The sequence below is a fragment of the Dyella marensis genome (assembly GCF_900112865.1).
Lineage (GTDB): Bacteria > Pseudomonadota > Gammaproteobacteria > Xanthomonadales > Rhodanobacteraceae > Dyella_D > Dyella_D marensis_A.
This window is the reverse complement of sequence record NZ_FONH01000009.1, coordinates 75,582-102,308: the sequence shown is the minus strand read 5'-3', so window position 1 is coordinate 102,308 and position 26,727 is coordinate 75,582. Positions and strand designations below refer to the sequence as shown.

Genomic DNA, 26,727 nt, shown 5'->3' with positions numbered 1-26,727 from the left:
TGACTCAAGGCCGCGACGGCCGCCGCGTACGCGACGCGCCCAGCTTGCGCGTCAACGTATTGCGCCCGACCCCCAGCGCCGCCGCCGCATGCTGGCGATGCCCGCCATGCACGGCCAGCGCGGCCTGCATCAAGGTGTGATCCATCGCCTCGCGTGCCCGCGCATGGATGTCGCTCTCGCCGTCGGCCAGCGCCAGCGCGGCCCATTCGCGCAGCGCGTCGGTCCAGTCGCCCAGCGCAGGAGCGGCGGCGGGACCGCCGAGATCCGCCGGCAGGATTTCCACACCCGGAGCGATCACCGCCAGACGGCGGCACAGGTTCTCCAGCTCGCGCACGTTGCCGGGAAAATCGCGTTGCGCCACGGCTTTCAGCGCGGCCTTGGAAAAGCGCTTGGGCGGCAGCTTCAGCTCCCGCGCCGCCGCGGCGAGGAAATGCTGCGCCAGCAGCGGAATATCTGCGCGCCGCTGGCGCAGCGCCGGCAGTTCGATGCGCACCACGTCCAGGCGGTGCTTGAGGTCGGCGCGGAACAGGCCGGCCGCCACGCGCGCATCCAGGTCCTGGTGTGTGGCCGCCACGATGCGCACATTGCCGCGGATCAGCTCGCGTCCGCCCACCCGATAGAACTCGCCGCCCGCCAGCACGCGCAGCAGACGGGTCTGCAAGGCCAGCGGCATGTCGCCGATCTCGTCCAGGAACAGCGTGCCGCCCTCGGCCTGCTCGAAACGGCCGGCGTAGCGGCGCGTGGCGCCGGTAAAGGCGCCGGCCTCATGGCCGAACAGTTCGCTTTCCAGCAGCTCGCTGGGAATCGCGGCCGTGTTGAGCGCCACGAACGCACGCTCGCGCCGCGCGCTTTCCTCGTGCAGCGCGCGCGCTACCAGTTCCTTGCCGGTGCCGGTCTCGCCGGTGATCAGCACATTGAGTTCGCTTGCCGCGACGCGGCCGATCAGGCGGAACACCTCGCGCATCGCCGGGCTTTCGCCGAGCAGCGCATGCGCGGGGACCACCGGCGCGGGCGGCGGCGCGGCGGCAGCGGGGACATCGGCCAGCGCGCGCTGCACCGCGGCGACCGCCTGATCCAGATCGAACGGCTTGGCCAGGTAATCCGCCGCACCGGCGCGATAGGCGGCGGCGGTGGTAGCGACATCGGTAAACGCGCTCATCACGATGACCGGCCCGACGCCGCGCGCCTTCAGGTCATTGAGCAAGGCCAGGCCGCCTTCGCCCGGCATGCGCACATCGGTCAACAGCAGCGCGGGACGCGCATCGCGCAACGCCTCGCGCACCGATTCGGCATCGCCGAATTCGCGCACCGCCAGGCCCGCGTCGCGCAGCGCTTCGGCCAGGACGAAACGCACGCCGCGATCGTCGTCGGCGATCCAGATTTCTTCACTCATGGGTGCGCTCCAGCGGCAGGTACAGCGAAAACACCGTCTCGCCCGGCCGGCTGGCGTAGCGCAGCTCGCCGCCGTGCTCGCGCGCGATCTCGCGCGCCAGGGCGAGACCCAGCCCGCTGCCGTCGGCGCGTCCGGACACCAGCGGTTCGAACAAGGTGTCGCGCAGCGCGGCGGGCACGCCCGGGCCATCGTCGGCGACATCCACGCGCAAGGCGGTGCGCAGCATGCGTTCGCCCACGCGCAGGCCGTGCTCGACGCGCGTGCGCAGGGTGAGCGTGCGCGCGCCGGCTTCAATCGCATTGCGCGCCAGGTTGAGCAGGATCTGCTGCAGGCGCTCGGCGTCGCCCTTCACGTCGGGCAGGCTGGGGTCGTAGTCGTGGCGCAGCTGCGGCGGCTCGGGTTCGGCCTGCAGCAGGTCGGTCAGCCATTCCAGCTGCTCGTGGATGTTCACCGGACCCAGCCGCGGCGCGCCGTCGTGATGCAGCAGCCGGTTGGCCAGCGAGGCGAGCCGGTCGGCCTCGGCGATTACCAGGCCGGCCAGCGCCTTCAGGTCCTCGTCGGCGACCCGGCGCTGCAGCAGCTGCGCCGCGCCGCGCAGGCCGGCAAGCGGGTTCTTCACTTCATGCGCGAAGCCGCGCAGCGTGGCGGACAGCGGCGAAGCGGCCGGCGCAGCCGGTGCCAGCACATGCACTTCCAATAACACGCCACCGTCCACCGGCTGCAGCGCCACATCGGCCGGCCATTCCCGCCCGCGCGCCGTGCGCAGCGCCACCCCGCGCAGTTGCACCGCGCGCTGTTCCGCCAGGGCACGCTCGGCCTGCCCCAGCCAGTCCGGCTCATGCAGCAACAATCCCAGCGGCTGACCCACCGCGCTGCGCGGCCCGGTATCCAGCCATTCCGCCAGCGCGGGATTGATCCACACCACCCGCAGCCCCGCGTCGACCAGGGCCAGCCCGGTCGACATCTGCTCTGCCCAGCCGCGCCAGGATGCCGTGTTCATTGCACCATCATGGACAATGCTTTGGGCTGGTGCAAATGTCTGCGGATCTATCCGCTAGTGGCTGGCCCTCAAAATAAACGATGGCTGAATATTTATCGCCATCCATCAGGCATTTCCGCCATATGCGATGCACATCGTTGTTTATACAAACTTTTATGTGGCGGCATATCCGCCATCACCCGGGACGCCGGGCAGCTGCATGACGTATCGACAGCTCGAAGCCACTTCCGGGCGACAGCAAGGAAGCCGCCGGCGCAGCAGCACACCCTTCACAAATGAAGATGTGCGTCCGCTCACAAAACTGCCCTACTATCACGCGATGCCGACCCATCCTTCACCAGCCTCCAACGAACCGCGCCGCGGCAGTCTCGCCTGTGTCGGCCTGGGGATGACCCTGGGTTCCCACCTGACGCCGCTGGCTCGCAGCCATATCCAGCAGGCGGATGTGGTGTTCGCCGGGCTTTCCGATGGCGTGGTGGAGCTGTGGCTGCAGCGCATGCATCCGGACGTGCGCAGCCTTCAGCCGTACTACCGCGAAGGCAAGTCGCGCATGAAGACCTATCGGGAATGGGTCGAGCTGATGATGGTCGAGGTGCGCGCCGGCAACCGCGTGTGCGGCGTGTTCTACGGACATCCCGGCATCTTCGCCTGGTCGCCGCACAAAGTGATCGAAACGGCGCGTGCGGAAGGCTTCCAGGCGCATATGGAGCCGGGCATTTCCGCCGAGGATTGCCTCTACGCGGACCTGGGCATCGATCCGGGCCGCTACGGCTGCCAGCATTTCGAGGCGAGCCAGCTGCTGTTCTACGAACGCCGCATCGACAACGCCGGTTACCTGGTGCTGTGGCAGGTGGGTCTGGTCGGCGACCGCTCGCTGGGCCGTTTCAGCACCGGGCCGAAATACCGCGAGCTGCTGGTGGAACTGCTCAGCCGCGACTACCCGCTGGACCACGAAGTCATCATCTATCGCGGCGCGACGCTGCCGATCGAAAAGCCGCGCATCCGCCGCACTACGCTGCGCGAGCTGCCGCACGTCACGGTGACCTCGGAGGAAACGGTGGTGCTGCCGCCATCGCAAACCCTGCGTCTCAATCTCGCCATGCGGGAACGATTGGAAGCCTTGGACAAGGAGAGCGCGCTGGCATGATGCCGGCACGGCGCGCGCTCATGCTTTTGGGGGCACACCGCCCCGCGTGACCCGGCGGTACGCTGCGCCCCAAGGCGTGGCGAACGGCCAGGAAACCGACCGGCGCATCCATTGCGCCGGCGTGCGACACCAAGCAGCCGCACCATAACGAACGTAAACAGGGGATGAGGGGAAAACATGATGGATACCATCGATTTGCTCGAGGCCATTGGCAGCGATGCGTCGCTGCGCCACCTGCCGGGTGACGAACTGGCGAAGCAGCTGGAAGCGCAGGCTTCCGAAGCGCTGAAGGCCGCCGCCAGCACCGGCGACAGTGCGCCGCTGGTGGTCGAACTCGGCGCGCAGAAGTCCGAACCGCCGCAGGTCACGCAGGCGCCGGGCACCGAGGAGGAAGACCTCCCCGAGCAACTGCCGACGCCGCTGTCGCCCGAAGAAGAAGAATAAGCACGGCGTCCGCGTCGGACACGACGACGCCATGGCCCGGCTGCCGAACCGCTTGAAGACCTGGACCGCGCTCGCGGTCCTGGGCTTGGGCGCGCTTGCGCAGCCCGGCCATGCCAGCCTGATGGTCGACACCGCCACCGGGCCGGCGGTGCAGTCCACTATCGGCAATCCATCGGCCTTCCTCGACCAGGCCGAAAGCCTGCAGCGCAAGGATCATCCGAAGTTCGTGCAGATGCTCGAACGCCTGCACCGCGAGACGCCCAAGCTCTCGCCGCGCGACGAATGGCGTTTGCGCTACCTGGATGCCTGGGAAGTGATGTTCCAGGGCAACTACGCCAAGTCGGAAGAGGCCTTGCGCGAGATCATCGCCAAGGCCACCGACGACGCCATCCGCTTCCGCGCCTCGTCGCTGCTGCTGATGAACCTGGGCTGGAACCAGCGCTACGAAGAAGCCTTCACGCTGGCCAACCGACTGGCCTCGGAGCTGCCGTCGATCAAGGACCCGATGACGCGCTTCCTGGTCCTGATGAATCTCTCGCAGATGCTCGACCTGGCCGGCCAGACCGACCTGGCGATCAAGTACGCGCGCATGATGGACGAGGCGATCCCCGCCGGCGAAAACCGTTGCCTGCCGCTCAACCTGCTGGTGGCCGCGCTCTACAACGGCAAGCGCCTGCATTCGGCCAGCCCCGAAGTGCAGGAGGGCATCGACGCCTGCACCGCGGCCCAGCAACCGGTGGCCACCAACAGCATCCGGCTGGTGCTCGGCAGCCTGTACATCGACGAGAAGCAGCCGGCCAAGGCGCTGGCGCTGCTCGACCGCATCGAGCCCACTGTCCGGCTCAACCGCTTCTATCCGCACATGCTCTCCGCGCAGGCCGAGCGCGCGCAGGCGCTATCCATGCTCGGCAATGACAGCGAAGCGCGCAAGGCGGGATTGGCCGCCGCCGCCATGGCGCACCAGGGCGAGATCAGCGAATGGCTGATGGTCGCCTACGAAGTGCTCTACGAGGTGGAGAAGCGCCAGGGCCACACCGCGGCCGCGCTGGTCTACCACGAGCAGTACGCCGCGCAGGACAAGGGCTATCTCAACGACATCAGCGCGCGCACCCTGGCCTACGAGATGGCGCAGCAGCACCTGCACGTGCAGCGTCTGGAAACCGACGCGCTGGCCAAGCAGAACAGCATCCTGCGCCTGCAGCAGGCACTGAACACCAAGGCCGTCGAAACCGGCCGGCTGTACATCGCCCTGCTGCTGATGATGCTGGTGTCGATCGTGCTCTGGCTGTTCCGCATCAAGCGTTCGCAGCTGCGCTTCAAGAAGCTGTCCTGCGTGGACGGCCTGACCGGCATCCTCAATCACCAGACCTTCATCGCCGAAGCGAGCCGTGCGCTGCATCTGACCGAGAAGAAGCACGGCAAGGCCTGCCTGATCTTCATCGACCTGGATCATTTCAAGCAGATCAACGACACGCACGGCCATGCGGTGGGCGACGACATGCTCAAGCATGTGGTGACGCTGTGCCGGCCGCTGCTGCGCACCAGCGATCTGTTCGGCCGCCTGGGCGGCGAGGAGTTCGGCATCCTGTTCGTGGATTGCGGTCGCGAGCAGGGGATGATGCTGGCGGAGCGTGTGCGCAGGACGATCGAGGCATCGCCGGGGCATTGCGAGGATCTGGCCGTTGCGCTGTCGGCGAGTATCGGCATGGCGGCGACCGACATGTCGGGTTATGCGATGCAGCCGTTGTGCCGCGATGCGGATGCGGCGTTGTATCGGGCGAAGCGCGGTGGGCGCAATCGTGTCGTGACCGATAACGGCGACGAGAAGCACGCCAAGCGGGCGTGAGCCTCGGGCCATTGTCGTCGCACTCGCTCTTGATCGTCATCCCGGCGCAGGCCGGGATCCAGTAGCGATCACACTCGATTTCTGCGAGGACCAATCAACGAGGTTATCGCTAAAAGCATGCGCCTTCGTCACTGGATTCCGGCCTACGCCGGAATGACGGCATATTTAAGCGAAGTACTACAGACAACCCAAAGTTGAATTTGCTAGCTTCGTGTGTGTTGTTCGCGGAGTGCTTCGAACTGCGTCGCGAGCAACCATGGCAGCAATGCTGTGAAAAGCGCAGGCCGAGGGTGCCGTTAACACCCCCGACCTGCTGACCATCACCAACTACGTCAGGAGTTGATCATGGCTAAGCCAGATCATACGTCACTCGCACGCTCGCCGATCCCCACGGCGACATCCTCACCGCCCATCCGGGCCGTCCGACGACTACGCGGACACGGTTGAAGAACCGCGGGCTAAGAGTTTTCGCAGGAATTAATCCGAGCCGTGCAACCCGGCGCGTTGCCTTGCGCAATGGCGAAACGCTCTAACCCCGCACCCCACTTCCTCAATCAAGCCGCCCGATGCCCAACCTTTGGGCCGTCGGTGAATCTTCGAGTCCGTGTGATCGCGGCACGCCGTGCTGTATGCGGCGTGCCGTTTATGGAACGAGGATGCGGCACTCAGCAAGGAGTTGCTCATGAATAACGTTTTCGGCGAACCCTGGATCATCCGCCACACCAACTATTTCTCCGATCCGCGCGCAGAGCCGGATGAACTGCTCAACGACGCCACCGAGTGGCTGCAGTACGCCTATAACGCCATCAAGCTGCTGGCGGAGTTAGTGCACGAACGCGGCAGCATCGATGCACATCGCTTGCCGATCATGCTCGACGGCATCGCCGCCTTCATTGAGATGGGCACGCGCTGCACCACGCAGGCGCACCTCCGTCTGCAATGGCAACAACAATCGGCGTAAACAACCGTCGTAGGTTGGGGTGAGCCGCAGGCGAACCCCAACGTTGCGGTGCACATCGGCATGCCGACGTTGGGGTTCGCTTCGCTCACCCCAACCTACGCCGGCTCTTTGCTTGTCATACGCAGGCAGGAATGATGGCGGTGGGTTTACGGAAGCACGCCCGCAGACAACTGCACCGCCGCTGGCCTGCCAAGATCAGCCGATGAGCGTCCCTCGCTCACCACGTACTCACCCCCACGCACCACCCACCCATGCCTCGCCGTATCGAAATCCGCCAGCAACTTGCGCTCCAGCGGAATGCTCAACTCCCGCTGTTCGCCGGGCTTGAGGAACACCTTCGAGAATCCGGCCAGACGCCGCGCCTTCGCACCCGGCACCTGCACGTAGACCTGCGCGACGTCGGCGCCGGCGCGTTTGCCGGTGTTGCGCACGGTCACGGTGGCGGTGACCTTGCCGTCCTTCGTATCGACCTTTAGCGCGCCGTGTTCAAAGCTTGTGTACGACAGGCCATAGCCGAACGGAAACAATGGTTGGAGATCTTTCGACTGATACCAGCGATAACCCACGTTCGCGCCTTCGATCGCGTAATCCACGCTCTGTGGCAGCGCGCCGCTGCCGCCTGCACCAGGTAATTCGGGGCGCGGCAACTGCAAGACATCGCGCGGCCAGCTCAGCGGCAGGCGGCCGGAAGGGTTGACCTTGCCGGAGAGGAGGTTGGCGATGCCGTTGCCGGCGTCGCCGCCCGGGTACCACACCTCCAGCACCGCACCGACCTGCTCCAGCCAGGGCATCGCAACCGGGCTGCCGTTCTCCAGCACCACGATGGTGCGCGGGTTGGCTTTGGCGACGGCGGTGACGAGCGCGTCCTGGCCGTCCGGCAACGACAGATCTCGCGCGTCAAAGTCTTCGCCGGCCCACTTCTGCACGAACACCACCGCGACCTGCGACTTCGCCGCCAGCGCCGCGGCAGCGGCCACATCGTCGCCACCGGTGAATTGCACCTTGGCTTTCGGCGCCATCGACTGCAACGCCTTGAGCGGCGAGTACGGGTGATACATCACCGGACCCGGCCAGTCGCTCGGCTTCAGCCCCGGCACCGCATTGCCACCCTTGGCCGTCACCAGCGACGAACCGCCGCCGGCCAGCACGCCCTTGTCGGCATGTGCGCCGATCACGGCAATCGACTCCAGCCTCGCCACGTCGAGCGGCAACAGCTGGTTGTCGTTGCGCAACAGCACCGCGCCAGCTTCCAGCGTCTCTCGCGCTACGGCCAGATTCGCCTTCTCATCGATCGGGGCCTTCTTCGCCGGATGCTCGAACACACCGGCAGCGAAGAAGCTGCGCAGGATGCGGCGGACCATGTCGTCGATGCGCGCCTGCTTCACCTCGCCCTTGGCCAGCGCATCGCGCAGCGGTTTATCGAAGTAAATGTCCTTGTCGAAGATCTCCGCGGCCGATTCCTGGTCCAGCCCCGCGTTCACCGCCTTGGCCGCGCTGTGCACGCCGCCCCAGTCGGACATCACGAAGCCGGGGTACTTCCAGTCGCGCTTGAGCACCTGGTTGAGCAGGTAGTCGTTCTCGCAGGCCCAGTCGCCGTTGAGCTTGTTGTACGAGCACATCACCGACCCGGGCTTGCCGCGCTCGATCGCCAGCTCGAACGCGAGCAGGTCGGATTCGCGCATGGCCTGCTCGCCGATGCGCACGTCGACGGTGGTGCGCGCGGTCTCCTGGTCGTTCAGGGCGAAATGCTTGATGGTGGAGACCACGTGCTGGCTTTCGATGCCGCGGATCGCCTCGCCCACCATGGTGCCGGCCAGCAGCGGATCCTCGCCGGCGTACTCGAAGTTGCGCCCGTTGCGCGGCTCGCGCATCAGGTTGGTGCCGCCGGCCAGCAGCACGTTGAAGCCCTTGGCGTGCGCCTCGCCGCCGATCATCGCGCCGCCGCGGAATGCCACCTTCGGATCCCAGGTGGCCGCAGTGACGGGGCCGGCGGGCAACGGCGTGGCGTAGTCGCCGGGGCGCATGCGCTCGGAGCTGGCGACGCCCAGGCCGGCGTCGCTCTCCTGGATGGCGGGGATGCCCACTCGCTCGAGTGCCGGGATATAGCCGGCGGAACCGATGTAACCCGGCGGGACCGGCTTGTCTTCCGGCTTGCGCGGGCCGGCGAAGTAGCTGCGGATGAGGTGGAACTTCTCGTCCTGGGTGAGCTGCGCCAGCAACTGGTCGGCGCGCAGGTCGGGGGATAGCTTCGGGTCGCTCCATGGACGCGCCGAAGGCACCTGTCCTATCGCGGTACACATCCACGCGGCCAGGCCGAGCTTGACCGCGCTGCGCAGCATGCCTTCAATTTTATAGTTCATCTGACGTCCTTCGCGAAGAAGCAGATCGATCCCAAGAGTCTTGCTCTGATGACATGATGGCAAGAACTCCAAGCAATCTCGAAAGATTTATCAGTGGTTGCGGCCCGGAGCAACTCACGTCGCCGGTATCCCTCTTTTCTCTCTGAGGTGGTTCGCAATCCGGAACAAGCGCCGGATGAAGCCATCCGCCAGGTGCCGCAACTGCCAACAGCTCCTCGCTCAAACCACCGGCAGGCCAGTGTATGTTCGGGTAGCGATTGATATTGGCTTGGCTGTTCCGTGTGCCGTCCCAGCGCGGATTATCCCGTCGCGCGCCCTCCTGTACTCGAAAGCGGCCGTCCGGTTCGTTGATGCCAACGACCGGCATGGCCCACGAAACCATGGAGGGGAGAATCCTATCTTCCGATACGAACTCACGATTGTCTCCATAAAACCTGATCGCCGCCTGGATCAGTCTGGCCAGAGGACGGCGCTGTGCCGTTACGCCGCCGCTAGCTGACTCGCTTTCCAGAAACCGCTCCAAGCTGAGCGTTACATCGTAAAAGCGTGGATTGGCGGTAATCCTGTAGATATAACCAGCGGCGTCGTGTCCATCGCGCAATCGGGCTTCGGCGACCCGCAGCGCCAGCCCGTAGCTCGCCGTAGCGGATACAAATGCACTGGGCGTGGTGGGAGTCAATACAAACCTCAGTAGGTTGAGGTGCGTTCCGCGCCCGCTGATAGGGCCATTGAACACTCTTTCCGGCGGCGACGCCGAGTAAAAATACAGATGTTGAACCTGGGCCCGTGACGCCGGGGAAACCATCCAGGCAAGCATGATGAGCAGTAACGCCGGGCGAAGCTGGCGCTTGGCGAAAGGCGCTGTTCCAGATGAGTCTTTCATGTTGTTTATCCGCTTCGTCAGATCAATGCGATTCGATCGACCGCCGTCAGCGCTATCTGCTCTGCCCATACGGCGGCCAGTACGCCTTGCCGTCGCGCGTCAGTTCCACATTTTCTATACCGTGGGTGATGGCTCCCTCATTGCCCGCCATATACGAATAGACATTGGCCTTGACCACCACCCTCTCGTTCAGTTGATAAGCCAGGCGCACTACATGGCAGAAATCGCCGTCTTCGAGGTGATGATAGGCGTGGCTGTATTGAGGGAAGTCCGGCGTGTCGATGGCAAGATGACACACACCGTTTTTCTCCGTCGTAAAACCGACGATCTTGCCTTTCATGGTGTAGCTGGTTGCGGAGCCGGCCTGGGCGGCCAGAGGCATAAGGGCGAGAACTAGCACGATGCTCTTCATTGATCGGTCCTGATGTTCGGAATCTGCGTTCGGACCGACAGGAGGTGGTCGCGCCCTGGAGCGGCGGCCACGGTCCGAAGCGCTGGAATGTTCAAGGTCAGCGTGCGGCTTATGCGCCACACACAAAGCAGGGCGAGGTGGTCAATGCTTGCCGTAGGGCGGCCAGTACACCTTGGGGTTGTCGCCCAACGCCACACTGACGACCTGGTTTATGTTCTTGGCTTTCTTAACCGACAGCTGGACCGTCGAACCGTCCAGATAGGCGCCGAACAGAGTGTCGCAGTGGGAGCGGTTCTTGACCTCGTGGTAGCCGTTGCTTAGTGCGTCATTGCCCTTGATCGACACGAAGCAGGACATATTCCTGATGACGAGCAGATAGCCGTTGACCGGGCCAATCAACTTGTACTCAGCTCTATTGCTTGCGGTGCGATAGGGCGGCCAGTAGGGCGCGCCGTCGCGTGTCGCCTCGAATTCAACGAGCTCGTTGGTGTCCGTGCCATATCTGACCGCTGCCCTGGCCCTTAGGTCACTTCGCAGCAGATAGCTCGCACGAGCGAGTTTGCACAACTGGCGATCGTCCACGAAATGGTAGCCGTCCTTGTAGTACCAGTCCGATGCGGTTATGGCTACGTAGCAGGTGCCGGCCTTATCCGCTGTCTTGTAGCCGGAAACTGGGCCACGCAGGTTATATAACGTTCCGTCGATCACCGCGGCGCCGCAGTCTGCTGCAAGCAGCACGCCGAACAGGGCAAGCATGTTCTTCATGGTCGTATTCCCATGCGTTGAGGAAGCTGGCTACCGCGTACGCGTGGCTGCGTAGACGCTGACATCGGCCATCTTTTTCATCAATCAGAGGAATACGGGACTATCGCGCGACTTTTCTCAGTCGCAGTCCCGCGGCATTAGAGCCCATCCAACCAGGCGTCAAGGATTCCCCGCGCCGCACGCGCGAGTGCAGCGCCATGCAGAGCGGCATCATCGCGTAACACTTTCGGATCGATCCGGTGCGCAGACAGCTCGTGCGCGTGCCCGATCAGCCAGCGCTCCAGCTGCTCCGGTTCCACTTCCAGATGGAACTGCAAGCCGAGCACGTGCTCGCCGATGGCGAACGCCTGGTTAGGGAAGCCTGTCGTCTGCGCCAGCCGCTTTGCGCCAGCGGGTATCGCGAACTGATCGCCGTGCCAATGCAGCACGGGCACTTCGCCGATGTCCTTCAACACCGACTCGCGCCCTTCGTCGGTCAACGTCAACGCACCGAAGCCGATTTCGGCCCTGCCCGTGGGCGCCACTTCCGCGCCGAGCGCCTGCGCGATCAACTGCGCGCCGAGGCAGATGCCCAAGGTCGGCTTGCCCGCAGCCAGCCGCGATGCGATGGCCGCGGATTCGTCGACGAGGAACGGATAGCGATCCGTCTCGTAGACGCCGATCGGCCCGCCGAGCACGACGACCAGGTCGGCCGCATCCAGCAGATGGCCATCGATGGCATCCACGCCGGCTTCCAGATAGCGCACGCGGTAGCCGCGTTCCGCCAGCAAGGGTTCGAGCAGGCCCAGATCCTCGAAGGCAACGTGGCGGATGGCCAGGGCGGTGCGGTTCATGGGCGCGGTTCTCGGTGGCGAAGCTGCGCAGAGCATACGGCCAACGCCGCCCGCGGAAGCCGGCGCTGCAAAACAAAACGGACGCCGCAGCGCCCGTTTCGTCCCTTCCAGCTTCGGCGCTCCTCAGAGCGCGTAGTACATCTGGAATTCCAGCGGATGCGTGCTGGCGCGGTAGCGGGTGACTTCCTGCATCTTCAGCGCGATGTACGCGTCGATGAAGTCGTCGGTGAACACGCCGCCGGCCTTGAGGAAGTCGCGGTCCTTGTCCAGCGCTTCCAGCGCCTGGTCGAGGCTGGAGCACACCTGCGGGATGTTCTTCTCTTCTTCCGGCGGCAGGTCGTAGAGATCCTTGTCGGCCGGCGCGCCCGGGTCGATCTTGTTGATGATGCCGTCGAGGCCGGCCATCATCAGCGCGGTGAACACCAGGTAGCCGGAGTTCATCGGATCGGGGAAACGCACTTCGATGCGGCGGCCCTTCGGGTTGGACACGTACGGGATGCGGCAGCTGGCCGAGCGGTTGCGAGCCGAATAGGCCAGCATCACCGGCGCTTCGAAACCCGGCACCAGGCGCTTGTAGCTGTTGGTGGTGGAGTTGGCGAAGGCGTTGATCGCCTTGGCGTGCTTGAAGATGCCGCCGATGTACCACAGCGCGGTCTGGCTCAGGCCGCCGTACAGGTCGCCGGCGAACAGGTTCTTGCCGTCCTTCGCCAGCGACTGGTGCACGTGCATGCCGCTGCCGTTGTCGCCGACGATCGGCTTGGGCATGAAGGTGGCGGTCTTGCCGTTCTGGTGCGCCACGTTCTTGATGACGTACTTCATGGTCATCAGCTCGTCGGCCTTCTGCACCAGCGTGTTGAACTTCACGCCGATCTCGCACTGGCCCGCGTTGGCCACTTCATGGTGGTGCACTTCCACCACCTGGCCCAGCGACTCCAGCACCTTGCACATGTCGGCGCGCAGGTCGCCCAGCGAGTCGACCGGGCTGACCGGGAAGTAGCCGCCCTTCACGCCCGGACGGTGGCCGGTATTGTTGTCTTCGTACTTGTAGCGCGACGACCACGAGGCTTCTTCGGAGCCGATTTCGTAGAACACGCGGCCCATGTCGTTCTGCCAGCGCACGGAATCGAAGATGAAGAATTCCGGCTCCGGACCGAAGAAGGCGGTGTCGGCGATGCCGGTGGACTTCAGGAAGGCCTCGCCGCGCTTGGCGATCGAGCGCGGGTCGCGGCCATAGGCCTGCATGGTGCTGGGCTCGAGCACGTCGCAGTGCAGGACCAGCTGGGTGTGGCCGCTGAACGGATCGAGGTAGGCCGTGTCCGGATCGGGCAGCAGGATCATGTCCGACTCGTTGATGCCCTTCCAGCCGGCGATCGAGGAACCGTCGAACATCTTGCCGTCCTCGAAGGTCGACTCGTCGATGGTGTGCGCCGGGAACGTGACGTGGTGGTGCTTGCCGAGCATGTCGGCGAAACGCAGGTCGACGAACTCGACGTCGTGTTCCTGGATCAGGTCGAGCACTTTCTGGGCGGGCATGACGAACCTCGAATGGATGGGGACGTGGAAACAACTCGCTCTTTGGCAAGCTCCATGCCAGCGCGTGGAGGCATGCCGGATCAGTTACTTGCGTAAGGATGACGTGAAGCGAGGCCGCGAACACGCACCGAATTGGTGCTAATCCCACAACGGGATTGCACCAGGAAGGCCGAATGCACCTCCCTCGCCCACGACACCCACCATCCTAGCCTGAGTCCAAGGCACCGGCGTAGGTTGGGGTGAGCCGAAGGCGAACCCCAACATCCCCGCACCGCCACGTTGGGGTTCGCCTTTGGCTCACCCCAACCTACGTCGTCACACAGTCGTCACTGCTACGCACTAGCGTCCCGCGCCTATCCCACCGCGCCGCGAGCATCCGTGACCGACCCCGCCGCCGGGCTGTCGCGCCTGTTCGAGGAACAGCGCGACACCCTCAATCGCTATTTCCTCCGGCGTACCGCGCACGCCTGGGATGCGCAGGACCTGGTGCAGGAGGTCTATCTGCGCCTGCTGCGCGCGGACCGGCATGGCGCCGAAGACATCCGCAATCCCGAGGCGTACCTGTTCACCATCGCCTCCAACCTGCTGCGCGAGCACGCGACGCTGCGCCAGCGCGCGCCCGTCAACGGCGATGCGCTGGAAGACGTGTTGGAACGGCTGGCGACGCCCTGCGAGGCGGCCGCCGATGTGGACCGCGAACTGCGCCGCCGCCGGCTGGGCGAGCTGATCGCGCGCCTCACCCCGCGCTGCCGCGCGGTGCTGGTCATGCATTACCGCGACGAGCTGGGCTACCGCGAGATCGGCGAACGCCTGGGCGTCTCTTCCAACATGGTCAAGAAATACATCGTCAAGGCGCTGGCCGCGTGCCGCACCGGGATGGCGCGCTATGACTGACGCCGTCGACCCGCGCCTGCTGCGCCGCATCGCCGAGCAGGCGGCCGAGTGGTATCTCGACCAGCGCGAAGGGCTGGACGAGGCGCAGCATGCACGCTTCCTCGCCTGGCTGCGGCTGTCGCCGCTGCATGTTTCCGAATACCTCGGCATGGCCCGCCTGCACGGCAATCTGGGCGCGGCCGCGGCGCTCGATGCGCTGGATACCGACGCGCTGGCCGCGCTGGCCGCCACTGAACGCGCGGTGGTGCCGCTGCGCCCGCTGATGCCGCGCACTCCATCCGCGGTACCGACGCGCCGACGCGGCACGTCGTGGTGGCAGCAGGCGGTCGCTGCCGTCGCGGTGGCGCTGATCGGCGGCGCCGCTTATGTGCGCGGTACGGTCGCGCCGATGGACGTCTACGCCTCCGCCGGCGAAGTGCGCCAGCTCGGCTTCGACGACGGCACGCTGGTGCAGCTCGATCGCGGCAGCGCGATGGCCGTGCGCTACGACGGCACGCAGCGCCGCTTCGAACTGCTGCGCGGCGGTGCCTTGTTCGACGTGGGCAAGGACCCCGCGCGCCCGCTGCGCGTTGGCGTTGGCGAGCAGGTGCTGGAAGACGTCGGCACCGTGTTCGACGCTCATCGCAACGCGAACGGTGCCAGCGTCGCGGTGATCAGCGGCGAAGTGCGCGTGTGGCCGGGCGAACCGTCGGGCGCGCGTGCCGACACGCTGGCGGACCTGCACGCCGGCCAGTACGCCGAAGTCGCCAATGGCCGGCTGGCCGCGCTGGAACGCCAGGCCGACCTCGCCCGGCGCACCGCCTGGCTGCCGGCCGATATCCATTTCGAGCACAGCACGGTGGCCGAGGTGGCGCGCCGCTTCGACGCCTATGGCGGCAAGCCGCTGCGCATCGACGACCCGGCGCTGGCCGCCACGCGCATCAGCGGCCGCTTCCATGCGCGCGATCCGGAGGCTTTCGTCGCCTACCTGGGCACCTTGCCCGGCGTGCGCGTGCAGCGCGGCGCGGATGACATCCGGGTGACGCGCAGGCTGTAAGAAAAAATTCATCGAATCGGCGGTACCCGACTGGCGCTCCGGGCACTCGTAGAGGTCATGCGGCGGCGATGCGTGTGTGCATCGCCGCCTTCGATCTCCCCTCTCGCCCAAGGTCCGTTCCATGCGCAAGACGCTCGCCCTCCACATCGCGCTGCTGCTCGGCGGCACGCTGTCCCTGTCCCTGCATGCGCAGGATCATGTCGCACCCGCACCGGCCATCGCACCGATGCCGCTGGCGCAGGCGCTGGACCTGCTGGCCAGCCGCAGCGGCCTGCAGCTGGTGTATTCGGCCGAGGTGGCCGAAAGCGTGAAAAGCCGCGGCGCCGCCGCCGGCGAACCGCGCGCGCAGCTGGGCCAGCTGCTGGCCGGCACCGGCCTGGACTACCGCTTCGTCACGCCCACGACGGTGACCATCGTGCCGGCGGCGCGCACGGGAAACGCCCCGGCCGCGGACGCGACGGCGTCGCGCGGCCTGCCGCCGGTGGACACCGATAACGCCACGCGCGAACTGGCGCCGATCAGCGTGCACGCCAACGCGGTGGACACGCTGGCGCCGAGCGCCGCGCCGCTGGACGCGGTGCAGCCGACCTCGGTGATCGACGAGCGCTTCATCCGCGACGGCCTGCGCTTTAATTCCAACTTCGACGACATCATCAAGTACGCGCCCAGCGTCACCGTCACCTCGCCGGAAGGTCCGGGCCTGGGCAAGAACGAAGGCATCAGCATCCGCGGCTTCCAGGACGGGCAGTTCAACATCACCTTCGACGGCATTCCGTTCGGCGACGCCAGCGACCTGCACCACACCACCTCGGCCTATTTCAACAACCACGTGCTGGGCCAGGCCGAGATCGACCGTGGTCCGGGCGGCGGATCGACTATCGGCAACGCCACCTTCGGCGGCACCGTGGGCCTGCGTTCGCGCGATCCCAGCGACGTGCCGGGCATCACGCCCTATCTCACCGTGGGCAGCTGGAACACGCGTGCCGGCGGCGTCGCCGCGGACGAACAGCTCGGCGCGCACACCAAGCTGTTCGCCGACATCTCCAAGGAAGCCAGCGACACCTACCTCAAGGGCACCGACGACCGCCGCGAGCACGCCTTCATCAAGACGGTGAGCGACCTCGGACCGGCCACCACGCTGACCTTCGTCACCAGCTACAACCAGGAACACCAGAACACGGTGCAGGGCGCGACGCTGGACGAGATCGCACAGTACGGCTGGCGCTACGGCCTGCGCGACGATCCGCGGCTGCAGTCGTACCAGGGCTACAACAGGGCCGCGTACTACTCCAGCTTCACCTACGTCGGCCTGGTCACGCGACTGGGCGACTGGGACGTGGACAACAAGGTCTACTACAACAGCTTCGACCACTGGTCGCTCAAGGCCAGCGACGCTACCGACAACAACCCCGCCGACAACGGCGTGACCTTCTACGACGCCAAGGGCAAGAAGGTGGGCAAGTCCGCCACCGACGTGCCGGGCAAGCAGGCCGACAACGGCTTCCGCGCCTTCGGCGACGTGCTGCGCCTGGCGCGTTCGCTCGGCCCGGGGACGCTGCAGACCGGCGTGTGGCTGGAGCGCAACCTCGACGAGCGCTACCAGCTGCCGCTGGACATGACCACCGGCCAGCGCAGCGGCACCAAGTACGGCCCGGTCTACAACTACCAGCTCAAGGACCGCACCGACACCGCGCAGCCGTATGTGCAATACGACTGGAGCATCACCGACCAGCTCACGCTGAGCCCGGGCCTGCGCTACTCCTCGGTCACCCGCAGCCTCGACGCGGCGCTCAACAAGATCTCGCCGCCGGTGCCTTCGCATGCGGAAGCCACCTACAGCGCCACCCTGCCCTCGCTGAGCCTGCACGACCGCCTCAGCGACGAGTGGAGCGCGTATGCGCAGGTGGCACGCGGCTTCCTGGCGCCGCCGATCGATGTGATCGAACTCAATGGCACGCGCGGGCTGGATCCGGAGCTCACCACCAACTACCAGATCGGCACCGCCTACGCGACGCGCGCACTGACCTTCGGCGCCAGCCTGTACTACATCGACTTCAAGAACTTCATCACCGAAACCGAGGTGAAGACCGCCAACGGCAACGAAAGCGCTTACGTCAACGGCGGCGGCGCGGTGTACAAGGGCGCCGAGGTGGAAGGGACCTATGCGCTGACGCCCAGCCTGAGCCTGTACGGCAATGCCAGCTACAACAAGGCGACCTACAAGGGCAGCAACGTGCAGGTGGCGGCGACGCCGAAGGTGACCGGTGCGCTGGGCCTGCTCTACAGCAGCCAGCAGGGCTGGTTCGGCTCGCTGATGGGCAAGTTCGTGGGTCACCAGTACGGCCTGGACAATGCCACCGACGCCAGCGGCAACGACGTGTTCGCCAACGGCGCGCGCATCGCCGGCTACACCTCGTGGGATGCGGCGTTCGGCTTCCGCGGCGAGCATGGTCCCTGGGGCGCGAAGGGGTATTCGGTGAGCGTGGACGTCAACAACCTGTTCAACGTGCACAAGCTGACCGGCTATGCAGGCACGCAGTCGGTGAGCGGCACGCCGCTGTATTTCGGGCTGCCGGGTCGTGGCGTGTTCCTCGATCTGTCGGTGAAGCTGTGAGGCCGCCGGGCCGCTTCGCCCGCGCCGCGCTGCTTGGCGCGGCGCTGCTCGCGCCGGTGCTGGCGCAGGCGGACGATGCGACGCTGCGCCTGCGCGTGGTGGTGCTGCGGCACGGCGTGCGTGCGCCGACCAAGGCGCCGGACGCGCTGGCGCCGTATGCCAGCCGGCCGTGGGAGACCTGGCCGGTGGCGCCGGGGCAGCTCACACCGCATGGCATCGAAGGCATGCGCGCGCTCGGAGCGAACTATCGCCGCACGCTCGCCGCCGACGGCCTGTGGTCCGGCGCCTGCGATCGCATGGACCAGCTGGTGGTGATCGCCGACAGCACGCCGCGCAATCACGCCAGCGGCGCGGCGCTGGTGCAGGGCCTGGCGCCGGCATGTGACGGCACGTATCTGGCGCTGCCCACCGACCAGAACAATCCGCTGTTCCACTTCGGTGGCAAGGATGACGACAAGGACGAGGACGACAAGCCCGCATTGCCCGTCACATGGCCGCCGGCCGTGCTGGCGCAGCTGCAGCGCGTGCTGCTCGGTTGCGAAGGCCAGGCCTGCCTGGCGAAAGCGCATGCCGATGGCCGCAAGACCCTGCTCGACGCGGCGGATGACGCCGCACGCGCCAAGGCACTGAAGACCGCCGGCAGCCTGAGCGAGAACCTGATGCTCGAATACGCGCAGGGTTTCCCTTCGGCGCAGGTGGCTTGGGGTCAGGGCGACGAAGCGACCATCGGCCGCCTCGTCACCCTGCACAACCTGCAGTTCGCGCTGAGCAAGAAGGCCATGCCGGCCGCGGCACGCGGCGGTTCCAACCTGCTTGCACACGTGCTCGCCACGTTACAGCAGGCTGACGGCGAGAAGCCCGATGCCGCGGCGCTCGCACCGGCATCCGCGCGCGCCGTGCTGGTGGTCGGCCACGACACCAATCTCGCGCAACTGGCCGGCCTGCTGGATGTCGACTGGCATGACGCCGCGCATCCCGACGACTACCCGCCCGGTGGCGCGCTGGTGTTCGATCTGTGGCAGACGCATGACACCTACAGCGTCACGGTCTCCACCGCGATGCCCACGCTCGATGCCCTGCGCCGCGCCGATGTCGCCCGGCCCACCGCGCTGACGCGCAAGACCTTGAGGCTCACGCCTTGCCCCGTTACCGACCATTGTCCGCTGGACAAGCTGTCGTCGTGGTTGCGCGGACGCCTGGATGCCACGCGCATCGATCCCGCGTTGCCCGACATGCGCGCCTGGTCCGCGTCATCGCAAGAAGCTCCGCATGAACCGGCAGTCAGCAAATAAGGCGTGGCCGTGCCCCAAGGAAGGGGCTAGCGCTTAAGCTATGGCGCTTTGCAGTGGCCCGGAGTCCCGCACGTGACCGATCTGATCAAAGTCATCCTGCTCGGCATCATCGAAGGCATCACCGAGTTCCTGCCCATCTCCAGCACCGGCCATCTGCTGATCGCCGAGAAGCTGGGCCTGGGCGAGCGCTCGGACCTGTTCAACGTGGGCATCCAGGCCGGCGCCATCCTCGCGGTCACGCTGATCTACTGGAAGCGCATCTGGGGCCTGCTCACGCAGTGGCGCGATCCGGCCAACCGCGACTATGTGCTGAAGCTGTTCGTGGCGTTCATGATCACCGCTGTGCTGGGTTTCATCGTCACCCACATGGGCTTCAAGCTGCCCGAGGCGGTGACGCCGATCGCCTGGGCGCTGGTGATCGGCGGCCTGTGGATGATCGGCGCCGAGCAGATGGCGGCGCGCCAGGTCGACCGCACCGAGGTGACCTGGACGGTGGCGATCCTGGTCGGCATCGCGCAGATCGTGGCCGGTGTGTTTCCCGGCACCTCGCGCTCCGGCGCGACCATCTTCGCCGCCATGCTGGCCGGCACCAGCAACCGCGCGGCGGCCACCGAATTCGCCTTCCTGGTCGGCATTCCCACCATGTATGCCGCCACCGGCTATGAATTGCTGAAGGTGGTGAAGAGCGACGGCGTGGCGCACGAGGACTGGACGGCGCTGATCGTGGGCTTCGTAGTCTCGGCCATCGTCGCCTTCATCGCCGTAAAGTGGCTGCTGGGCTATATCCGCACGCATCGCTTCACGCCGTTCGCGATCTACCGCATCGCGCTGGGCATCGCCCTGTTGCTGCTGATGCCGAGCGGCGCCTGAGCAGGCACGGCGTAGGTTGGGGTGAGCCGCCAGGCGAACCCCAACGTCGCAAGCTCCAAGCGCATCGTGGCGTTGGGGTTCGCCTGGCGGCCCACCCCAACCTACGCTCCTACGTTCCGTGACATAGTTCGGCGCGCATGGATCCGTCGCCCCACTACCGCCTGCTCGACCTGCACATCGACACAGCGCGCCAGCGCGTGACGCGCGATGGCAATGCTCTGGACGTGCAGGGCCTGAACTTCCAGCTGCTGGCCTGCCTGCTGCGCCATGGCGATGCGGTGGTCGACTTCGACACGCTGATGGCCGAGGTCTGGGCGCCGGCGGTGGTGAACGAAGAGACCGTCACCCAGCGCGTGAAGCTGCTGCGCCAGGCATTGGGCGACGATGGGCGCCATCCGCGCTATGTCCGCTCGGTGCGCGGGCGGGGTTATCAGCTGTGCGAGCCGCCGTTGAGCACGGAGGCGTTGATCGTAGAAGAGCCGCTCGCGACGCGGCGTTCGCCGGTCGCGTGGATCGCCGGGCTGGGCGTGCTCGCGCTGGCGGCGGCGGGCGGCTGGTGGTGGCATCGCTCGACCGGCGGCCCCGGTGGCGTCGATCCCGCGCAGACGCTGCTGAATCGTGCCGCCTACTACGCGGGCATCGGGCAGAAGGACAACAACGAGCGCGCGATCAACCTCTATCAGCAGGTGCTGGCCGGCGATCCGGCGAGCACGGCCGCGCACCTGGGCCTGAGCCGCGCCTACAGCGCCCGCGTCTGCCTCTACAACTTCCCCTACGACTGGACGCAACGGGCGCAGCGCGAAGCGGAAACCGTGCTGAAGACCGCACCCGGCAACAGCGGCGCCTGGGTCGCGCTGGCCTATGCGCACGATTGCGCGGGCGAGCTGGCCGCTGCACTACGCGCCTACGAGAAAGCGCTGGCGCTCGATCCCAACGACGATGCAGCGCGCGCTTCGGCGGCCTATCTCTACCAGGAGCAAGGCCGTCTCGCCGATGCACTGCATGCCAACCTGGACATGCATGGCGATCCGGCGCGTGTGCGTTTCCGCGCCGTGCAGATCGCCCGCGAGCTGGAACTGCTGGGTTTCACCGATGCGGCGGAGCGGCGTTATCGCGAGAGCTTCCAGCTGTATCCGGACAACGTGTTCTCCAACATCGCCTGGCCGCGCCACCTGTTCCTGCAGGGACGCTTCAAGGAAGCGCAGGACGCGCTGGACCAGGCGCTGGCGCGCAATACGCCGCACGTGGACCTCTACGTGCTCGGCGGCGAACTGGCCTTGCTGCGCGGCGACCGCGATGCGGCGCGCCACGCCTTCGAACAGGCGCGCCAGCTGCGTCCGCAGATGAGCGCGCCGACCACGCTGGCCACGCTATACGGCACGGCGGCGCCCACGCCGGCCTGGCTCGACGAACGCATCGCGCAGTTGCAGCGGCAGTTCCTCGGTGGCGCCGGTTATCCCGGCGACTATCTCGAACTGGCCCTGCTGCAGGAAGCGCGAGGCCTGCGCGCCGATGCGCTGCGCTCGGTGGATACCGCCGTGCAGGCCGGCTACAGCGACCGCGCCTACCTGCAGACCTCGCCGCTGCTGCGCGGTCTCGCCAACGAGCCGGCCTACGCTGCATCGATCGATGCGCTCAGCCGGCGCGGCGCGGCGCAGCGTGCGCAGGTCCTGGCGGCCGACTGGCGGCCGGCGGACCTGCGCGACGTGCATTAACGGCCCGGCTGCGCCGCCTTCAGCAAGTATTCGCGCAGGATTTCCTGCGACTGCGGATGCGCATAGCGCTGGTTGTAGGCGGTGCTGGTGATCACCGCGACCAGCTGCCGCGACGGCACCACGAACACGTAGTTGCCGCCGTTGCCACCCATCGCCCACACCGGCTCGTCGATGCCGGTGACCGGCTTGCGGAAGCACCACCACAGATAACCGTAGTCCGCGTCGTCGCGCGCCTGCGCATGCACGCCGAGCATGGCGCGGATCCACGCTGCCGAGATCACCTGCTTGCCATGCCAGCGGCCTTCGTCCAGGGCCAGCTGGCCGAGCTTGGCCAGGTCGCGGCTGCGGTAGCGCGTGCCGCCGCCGCCCATGCCGATGCCCAGCGGCGAGGTGTTCCATTGCGCGTGCTCGATGCCGAGCGGTTTTTCCAGCGCCTCGGCGGCGAAGCGCGCCAGCGGCATGCGCGCGGCGCGTTCCACCACGGCGCCGGCGACGAAGGCGCCGGCGGTGCAGTAGGAGAAGGCGCGGCCGTGCGGGCTGTCCGCGGGCTTGCTCATCCACGGGGCGAAGCCCTTGATGGGCAGGTCCAGCGCGAACTGCAGCCAGTCTTCGCTGACGTACATGCGTTCTTCGTGGCCGGAAGAGAACTCGTTCTCGTCGTTGCATTCCCACAGCGAGCTCATGGTCAGCAGGTCTTCCAGGGTGATCGCCTGCTTGCGCGGGTCGGCATGCTGCACCGGCTGCTTGTCGGGGAAGAAGCCGTAGACCTTGGCCTGCACGCCGGGGATCAGGCCGCGATCGATGGCCGCGCCGGCCAGCAGCGCGGTGACGCTCTTGCTGGCGGAGCGGACGTCGTTGAGATGCTCGGCGTCGCCGCCGTTGAAGTAGTGCTCGTAGACCAGCTTGCCGTCGCGCGCGACCAGGATGCTGGTGATGTTCTTGTAGCTGCCGTCGGCCAGCCTGACTTCGAGGGCGGCGAAGGGGGCGGTGTCGAGATGTACGGCGCGGGCATCGGCGACGGGCCAGCCGTCATCGTGCGACACCGGTGCCCGATAGTCGGCCGCGGCGAGCGCAAAGGAACAGCCGGCCAGCAGGGCGGCGAGGAGGTAAGGCCAGGGACGATGCATCGGTGACTCCGTGAGTGGGTGTGCCCATGGAGTCCAGCGGGACGGCGGCTGAAGCGCCGGAAAAGCGAATGAAGATTTCTGAAGTCAATTCAGATCAATGGCTTATACCGCCGTGGATCGCACCTTTATGAACCGGTGTGCGATTCCCTCCGGAAGGAAGGCGGCTATCTTGTTGCTGGCGAAGACTTGTCAGTAACGCCCACCGTTCTGCCTGAAGCTTCCTCGACCTATTTGAAGGAGCAAGGACTGAAAGCTGGTGACCTCGAAACCATCCACGCCTCCCCAGATCCATTTGGCGCTGCCTGGCGCCGATATATCAAAAACGACAACGGCGTAGGTCGTGGTGAAGCCACCGATCTCGTAGTAGAGCACGCATCGATCAGACGACAGGCCACCGTAAATGAGGCGCCGCCAGGGCAATTTTGCCCCTGTCGTCACGACGTCGGTCGATTGATAGGGAGCGCCCGGATTGGCAAGCGCAAAGCTCGATTCTCCCGTGGCTTTCGCAAAAGCGGCCTTGCAGGCAGGTGGTATGGCGCCTACATCCTCGATCTCAGTGAACTTCTCCGAAAGGAGCCTTGCGCTTTCATCGGAGCTCGGCTGGGTGACTCCACCGGTTGCACCATGGATGGAAGACTCCCTGCCCTGATCGCTGTCTGCCGACGAGGCACAGCCGGCCGCGAGGGCCAGAACCGCGCCTGAAACCGCAAGCTGTCGTAAGGATGCTGGTATCGGCATCGGCGCGATTCCTGGTGTGTCGACAGCGTCTCGATGGTTTCGCTTCGCAGCCGGGCGGTGAACGGAGTCCACCGCCCGTCTTGGCGCCGCACCGTGAAGTCCATCAGCGGCTAGAACTATTCCGCCTCAGGCCAGCCACTCATTACGGTTACCCCATGCGGCCCACATCATCCGCGTGTCATTCGGCACGCCAGGATCGATTTCGACATTGTCCGACATCTCGGCACGACTCCATTTGAGTCCGCCGCTGACTTGGGCGATCTCACTTGAGCTTAGCTCGACCATGGGATGTTCCTCCGCTTATGGCTTGACGATCAGGATCGTTCGGGCATGCGGTCTTGCCTTGGTCCAGGATGGCCAGGCAATGACGTATTCCCGGATGGGATCCTTGCTTTATCGGAAGCCCATAGGCAATGCGGAGGGATCCTAAAAAAATAAACAACGTCCGAGTTTCGGACGCTGCATGCGAAGCGGGCGCCAGAACTCAGGCGCTCAGGCGCTCCGGCACATCCGCTTTCCCGACCGCCGGCACCTTCTTGTAGCCCGGCTCATTGGTGCGGTCGAACAGCTCGCGCACCCATTCGATAAAGGCCTGCACGCGCGCCGACAGGTGCTTCTTCTGCGGATACACGATCCACACCGGCTTGCCGGTGGAGATGGTGTCGGTCATCACCAGCTCGAGCATGCCCTTGTCGAGCATGCAGCACAGCAGCATGTGCGGCGCCTGGGTGACGCCCAGGCCCGCGGCGGCGGCCTGGATCACCGACTCGCCGTCGTTGATCAGCAGGTGCGCGTCCACATCCACCCCGACCTGGCCGCTGGGCGTGTCGAACTGCCACTGGCGCGGGCGGCCGTTGGGATAGACATAGTTGATGCAGCGGTGCTGCTTCAGATCCTCGATGCTGCGCGGGGCGCCGTACTTGGCCAGGTATTCCGGCGAGGCGCAGACCACGTTGCGCAGGTAGCCGATCTTGCGGGCGATCAGGCTGGAATCCTCCAACTCGCCCACGCGGATGGCGCAGTCGATGCCTTCCTCATTGAGATCGGCCGGGCTGTCGCTCATCGACAGCTCCAGGCGGATATCCGGGTAGCGGCGTTCGAACTCGTCCAGGCGCGGAATCACCGCGGCCCGGCCCACGGCCAGCGAAATTCCCACTCGCAGGCGGCCAGTGGGCTTGCGGGTGGCATAGTTAAGGGCTTCGGTCGCCTCAGCCAGATCGGCAAGAATTTCCTTGCAACGTGCGTGGAACGCGGCCCCATCGTCGGTCAACCGCAGCGAACGGGTCGAGCGGAACAGCAGGCGGGCACCGAGGCGCTCTTCCAGGCGTGAGACTGCCCGGCTGACGCCGGAGGGGGTCATGCCCAGCTGGACGGCGGCGGCGGCGAAGCTGCGGGCTTCGACCACGCGAACGAAGGCGGATATTGCGGCAAAGTCTTCCATGGAGTCGATTCTGCGCTCATTCGTGACTGACAGTCACTACTGCATTGCACAAGCAGGGTATTTTCTAAACCGGAAGGTACACCTATTCTCTCGCGCCTCGAACGGTTTGAACCAATCGGTTCACTAATTCTCGGAGCGCATCATGAAGAAACGATGGATCTTCGCCACCCTCGCCGTGGTTGCCGTGGCCGGCAGCTGGGCCGTGCTCGGCAGCCGCGGTGAAACCCACGCCCAGGCCGCCGCCGGCGGTCCGCCCGAAGTGACCGTCGCCCAGGTGCTGGTCCGCGCGGTCAACGATTCCAACGAGTTCACCGGCCGCCTGCAGGCGGTGGACACGATCCAGCTGCGGCCGCGCGTGAGCGGCTATGTCGACTCGGTGCACTTCACCGAGGGCGCCATGGTCAAGAAGGGCCAGCTGCTGTTCCGCATCGACCCGCGTCCCTACCAGGCCGAAGTGGACCGCCTCCAGGCCAATCTCAGCCAGGCCCGCTCGGAACTGAGCCTGGCCGACGCCAACGCGGCCCGCGGCCAGAAGCTGCTGGAGCAGCACGCCATTTCGCGCGAGGAAGGCGACCGCCTCAGCACCGCGGCGCAGAGCGCCAAGGCGCAGCTGGCCTCCACCGGCGCCGCGCTGGACGCCGCCAAGCTTAATCTCGGCTTCACCGAAGTGCGCGCGCCGGTCGACGGCCGCGTCAGCAACGCCCTGATCACCCCCGGCAACCTGGTCACCAGCAATGACGTGCTGACCAGCGTGGTCAGCGTGAATCCGGTCTATGCCTACTTCGACGTCGACGAGCACAGCTATCTGAAGCTCGAACAGCTGCGCCGCGAGCGTGGCGTCGCACCGAAGGTGGCGATGGCGCTGTCCAACGAGCAGGGCTTCCCGCACGCCGGCCGCATCGACTTCGTCGACAACCAGCTGCGCGCCGGCTCCGGCACGATCCGCCTGCGCGCGGTGTTCGACAACGCCGACGGCAGCTACACCCCCGGCCTGTACGTACGCGTGCAGCTGCGCAGCGACAGCCAGCGCCCGCGTGCGCTGATCGACGACCGCGCCGTCGCTTCGGACCTCGGCAACAAGTACGTGCTGGTGGTGAAGGACCGCAAGGTCGAATACCGCCGCATCGTCACCGGCCCGCTGCTGGACGGCCTGCGCGTGGTCGAGGAAGGCCTGGGCAAGGACGATGTGGTGGTGGTCAACGGCCTGCAGCACGTGCGCCCCGGCGCCGAGGTGAACGCGACCAAGGTGGCCATGGAAACCCGCAGCCTCGATGCCGACAAGCAGCTGGCCCAAAGCGGCGGCGGCAGCAACGCCAAGGTCGCCGCGCAGAACTGACCGACGGCAACACCCCGCCGCGGTCGCGGCGGGGACAGGGAACGAAACGGCACCCTCCGGCGCGTCTGAAGACGCGCCTGCAGGGCC

The 26,727-nt window shown here is 66.1% G+C and carries 23 protein-coding genes; 11 read left to right on the top strand and 12 right to left on the bottom strand.

All coding sequences use genetic code 11. The features are described from left to right. Window positions 1-4: 4 nt before the first annotated feature. Window positions 5-1,393 (bottom strand): nitrogen regulation protein NR(I), encoded by a 1,389-nt coding sequence (gene ntrC, locus BM172_RS13505; protein WP_026634619.1) that lies wholly within the window; start codon window positions 1,391-1,393, stop codon window positions 5-7. Beyond that, window positions 1,386-2,393, bottom strand: a complete 1,008-nt coding sequence (locus tag BM172_RS13500; protein ID WP_026634620.1) for a two-component system sensor histidine kinase NtrB — start codon at window positions 2,391-2,393, stop codon at window positions 1,386-1,388. Before BM172_RS13500 ends, ntrC begins: the two co-directional genes overlap by 8 nt. Before the next feature lie 319 nt (window positions 2,394-2,712). Here BM172_RS13500 and BM172_RS13495 point away from each other — a divergent pair, with 319 nt between their 5' ends. The 4 genes from BM172_RS13495 to BM172_RS13480 all read left to right on the top strand — a co-directional run bounded on the left by BM172_RS13495 (window position 2,713) and on the right by BM172_RS13480 (window position 6,791). Then, window positions 2,713-3,540, top strand: coding sequence for an SAM-dependent methyltransferase (locus BM172_RS13495; protein ID WP_051548492.1), 828 nt, complete (start codon window positions 2,713-2,715; stop codon window positions 3,538-3,540). Between the two features lie 180 nt (window positions 3,541-3,720). Continuing rightward, window positions 3,721-3,984: a hypothetical protein gene (locus BM172_RS13490; RefSeq protein ID WP_231504165.1), complete on the top strand. Its 264-nt coding sequence runs from the start codon at window positions 3,721-3,723 to the stop codon at window positions 3,982-3,984. 31 nt (window positions 3,985-4,015) lie between these two features. Beyond that, complete coding sequence (locus BM172_RS13485; protein WP_026634622.1) at window positions 4,016-5,830, top strand: tetratricopeptide repeat-containing diguanylate cyclase; 1,815 nt, start codon at window positions 4,016-4,018, stop codon at window positions 5,828-5,830. Window positions 5,831-6,512: 682 nt separating this feature from the next. After that, complete coding sequence (locus BM172_RS13480) at window positions 6,513-6,791, top strand: hypothetical protein (RefSeq protein ID WP_026634623.1); 279 nt, start codon at window positions 6,513-6,515, stop codon at window positions 6,789-6,791. A gap of 146 nt (window positions 6,792-6,937) precedes the next feature. On the opposite strand, the gene BM172_RS13475 is transcribed toward BM172_RS13480, so the two are convergent. The 6 genes from BM172_RS13475 to glnA form a co-directional block, all read right to left on the bottom strand. Continuing rightward, window positions 6,938-9,151: a beta-glucosidase family protein gene (locus tag BM172_RS13475; protein WP_081805121.1), complete on the bottom strand. Its 2,214-nt coding sequence runs from the start codon at window positions 9,149-9,151 to the stop codon at window positions 6,938-6,940. Further along, entirely contained in the window at window positions 9,141-10,034 is an 894-nt protein-coding gene (locus BM172_RS22210; protein ID WP_143096521.1) for a hypothetical protein, read from the bottom strand. The genes BM172_RS13475 and BM172_RS22210 overlap by 11 nt, the downstream gene beginning before the upstream one ends. 52 nt (window positions 10,035-10,086) lie before the next feature. Further along, a complete protein-coding gene (locus tag BM172_RS13470; protein WP_026634625.1) occupies window positions 10,087-10,446 on the bottom strand; it encodes a hypothetical protein in 360 nt (119 codons plus the stop codon). Between the two features lie 141 nt (window positions 10,447-10,587). After that, complete coding sequence (locus tag BM172_RS13465) at window positions 10,588-11,211, bottom strand: hypothetical protein (protein ID WP_026634626.1); 624 nt, start codon at window positions 11,209-11,211, stop codon at window positions 10,588-10,590. A gap of 137 nt (window positions 11,212-11,348) precedes the next feature. Beyond that, window positions 11,349-12,044: a glutamine amidotransferase gene (locus BM172_RS13460; protein WP_026634627.1), complete on the bottom strand. Its 696-nt coding sequence runs from the start codon at window positions 12,042-12,044 to the stop codon at window positions 11,349-11,351. 123 nt (window positions 12,045-12,167) lie between these two features. Further along, window positions 12,168-13,577 (bottom strand): type I glutamate--ammonia ligase, encoded by a 1,410-nt coding sequence (gene glnA, locus BM172_RS13455; RefSeq protein WP_026634628.1) that lies wholly within the window; start codon window positions 13,575-13,577, stop codon window positions 12,168-12,170. A 378-nt stretch (window positions 13,578-13,955) separates the two neighbouring features. Here glnA and BM172_RS13450 point away from each other — a divergent pair, with 378 nt between their 5' ends. The 6 genes from BM172_RS13450 (at window position 13,956) to BM172_RS13425 (ending at window position 21,998) form a co-directional block, all read left to right on the top strand. Next, window positions 13,956-14,471 carry an RNA polymerase sigma factor gene (locus BM172_RS13450; RefSeq protein WP_231504166.1) on the top strand — a complete coding sequence of 172 codons (516 nt, stop codon included), beginning with the start codon at window positions 13,956-13,958 and terminating at the stop codon, window positions 14,469-14,471. Then, window positions 14,464-15,507 (top strand): FecR family protein, encoded by a 1,044-nt coding sequence (locus tag BM172_RS13445; protein WP_051548494.1) that lies wholly within the window; start codon window positions 14,464-14,466, stop codon window positions 15,505-15,507. Before BM172_RS13450 ends, BM172_RS13445 begins: the two co-directional genes overlap by 8 nt. A gap of 121 nt (window positions 15,508-15,628) precedes the next feature. Further along, window positions 15,629-18,121: a TonB-dependent receptor gene (locus BM172_RS13440; protein ID WP_026634631.1), complete on the top strand. Its 2,493-nt coding sequence runs from the start codon at window positions 15,629-15,631 to the stop codon at window positions 18,119-18,121. Then, entirely contained in the window at window positions 18,118-19,413 is a 1,296-nt protein-coding gene (locus BM172_RS13435) for a histidine-type phosphatase (RefSeq protein ID WP_051548495.1), read from the top strand. The genes BM172_RS13440 and BM172_RS13435 overlap by 4 nt, the downstream gene beginning before the upstream one ends. A gap of 72 nt (window positions 19,414-19,485) precedes the next feature. Further along, complete coding sequence (locus BM172_RS13430; protein ID WP_026634632.1) at window positions 19,486-20,283, top strand: undecaprenyl-diphosphate phosphatase; 798 nt, start codon at window positions 19,486-19,488, stop codon at window positions 20,281-20,283. Window positions 20,284-20,420: 137 nt separating this feature from the next. Then, on the top strand, window positions 20,421-21,998 hold the full coding sequence (locus BM172_RS13425) for a winged helix-turn-helix transcriptional regulator (protein WP_026634633.1): 1,578 nt from the start codon (window positions 20,421-20,423) through the stop codon (window positions 21,996-21,998). On the opposite strand, the gene BM172_RS13420 is transcribed toward BM172_RS13425, so the two are convergent. The 4 genes from BM172_RS13420 to BM172_RS13415 form a co-directional block, all read right to left on the bottom strand. Further along, window positions 21,995-23,125 carry a serine hydrolase domain-containing protein gene (locus BM172_RS13420; RefSeq protein WP_026634634.1) on the bottom strand — a complete coding sequence of 377 codons (1,131 nt, stop codon included), beginning with the start codon at window positions 23,123-23,125 and terminating at the stop codon, window positions 21,995-21,997. The genes BM172_RS13425 and BM172_RS13420 overlap by 4 nt on opposite strands. 189 nt (window positions 23,126-23,314) lie before the next feature. Further along, window positions 23,315-23,863, bottom strand: coding sequence for a hypothetical protein (locus BM172_RS22205; RefSeq protein ID WP_143096520.1), 549 nt, complete (start codon window positions 23,861-23,863; stop codon window positions 23,315-23,317). A 126-nt stretch (window positions 23,864-23,989) separates the two neighbouring features. After that, window positions 23,990-24,148 carry a hypothetical protein gene (locus BM172_RS22545; protein ID WP_155964695.1) on the bottom strand — a complete coding sequence of 53 codons (159 nt, stop codon included), beginning with the start codon at window positions 24,146-24,148 and terminating at the stop codon, window positions 23,990-23,992. A gap of 199 nt (window positions 24,149-24,347) precedes the next feature. Then, complete coding sequence (locus tag BM172_RS13415) at window positions 24,348-25,304, bottom strand: LysR family transcriptional regulator (protein ID WP_026634635.1); 957 nt, start codon at window positions 25,302-25,304, stop codon at window positions 24,348-24,350. 142 nt (window positions 25,305-25,446) lie between these two features. On the opposite strand from BM172_RS13415, the gene BM172_RS13410 reads away from it, so the two are divergent. Next, entirely contained in the window at window positions 25,447-26,640 is a 1,194-nt protein-coding gene (locus BM172_RS13410; protein WP_026634636.1) for an efflux RND transporter periplasmic adaptor subunit, read from the top strand. Window positions 26,641-26,727 lie beyond the last annotated feature (87 nt).

Coding starts and splice junctions, on each gene's coding strand:
- BM172_RS22545 (WP_155964695.1), bottom strand. CDS start 24,148: ATGGTCGAGCTAAGCTCAAGTGAGATCGCCCAAGTCAGCGGCGGACTC.
- BM172_RS13415 (WP_026634635.1), bottom strand. CDS start 25,304: ATGGAAGACTTTGCCGCAATATCCGCCTTCGTTCGCGTGGTCGAAGCC.
- ntrC (WP_026634619.1), bottom strand. CDS start 1,393: ATGAGTGAAGAAATCTGGATCGCCGACGACGATCGCGGCGTGCGTTTC.
- BM172_RS13500 (WP_026634620.1), bottom strand. CDS start 2,393: ATGAACACGGCATCCTGGCGCGGCTGGGCAGAGCAGATGTCGACCGGG.
- BM172_RS13410 (WP_026634636.1), top strand. CDS start 25,447: ATGAAGAAACGATGGATCTTCGCCACCCTCGCCGTGGTTGCCGTGGCC.
- BM172_RS13470 (WP_026634625.1), bottom strand. CDS start 10,446: ATGAAGAGCATCGTGCTAGTTCTCGCCCTTATGCCTCTGGCCGCCCAG.
- BM172_RS22210 (WP_143096521.1), bottom strand. CDS start 10,034: ATGAAAGACTCATCTGGAACAGCGCCTTTCGCCAAGCGCCAGCTTCGC.
- BM172_RS13465 (WP_026634626.1), bottom strand. CDS start 11,211: ATGAAGAACATGCTTGCCCTGTTCGGCGTGCTGCTTGCAGCAGACTGC.
- BM172_RS13485 (WP_026634622.1), top strand. CDS start 4,016: ATGGCCCGGCTGCCGAACCGCTTGAAGACCTGGACCGCGCTCGCGGTC.
- BM172_RS13445 (WP_051548494.1), top strand. CDS start 14,464: ATGACTGACGCCGTCGACCCGCGCCTGCTGCGCCGCATCGCCGAGCAG.
- BM172_RS13460 (WP_026634627.1), bottom strand. CDS start 12,044: ATGAACCGCACCGCCCTGGCCATCCGCCACGTTGCCTTCGAGGATCTG.
- BM172_RS13425 (WP_026634633.1), top strand. CDS start 20,421: ATGGATCCGTCGCCCCACTACCGCCTGCTCGACCTGCACATCGACACA.
- BM172_RS13475 (WP_081805121.1), bottom strand. CDS start 9,151: ATGAACTATAAAATTGAAGGCATGCTGCGCAGCGCGGTCAAGCTCGGC.
- BM172_RS13480 (WP_026634623.1), top strand. CDS start 6,513: ATGAATAACGTTTTCGGCGAACCCTGGATCATCCGCCACACCAACTAT.
- BM172_RS22205 (WP_143096520.1), bottom strand. CDS start 23,863: ATGCCGATACCAGCATCCTTACGACAGCTTGCGGTTTCAGGCGCGGTT.
- BM172_RS13420 (WP_026634634.1), bottom strand. CDS start 23,125: ATGCATCGTCCCTGGCCTTACCTCCTCGCCGCCCTGCTGGCCGGCTGT.
- glnA (WP_026634628.1), bottom strand. CDS start 13,577: ATGCCCGCCCAGAAAGTGCTCGACCTGATCCAGGAACACGACGTCGAG.
- BM172_RS13490 (WP_231504165.1), top strand. CDS start 3,721: ATGGATACCATCGATTTGCTCGAGGCCATTGGCAGCGATGCGTCGCTG.
- BM172_RS13440 (WP_026634631.1), top strand. CDS start 15,629: ATGCGCAAGACGCTCGCCCTCCACATCGCGCTGCTGCTCGGCGGCACG.
- BM172_RS13495 (WP_051548492.1), top strand. CDS start 2,713: ATGCCGACCCATCCTTCACCAGCCTCCAACGAACCGCGCCGCGGCAGT.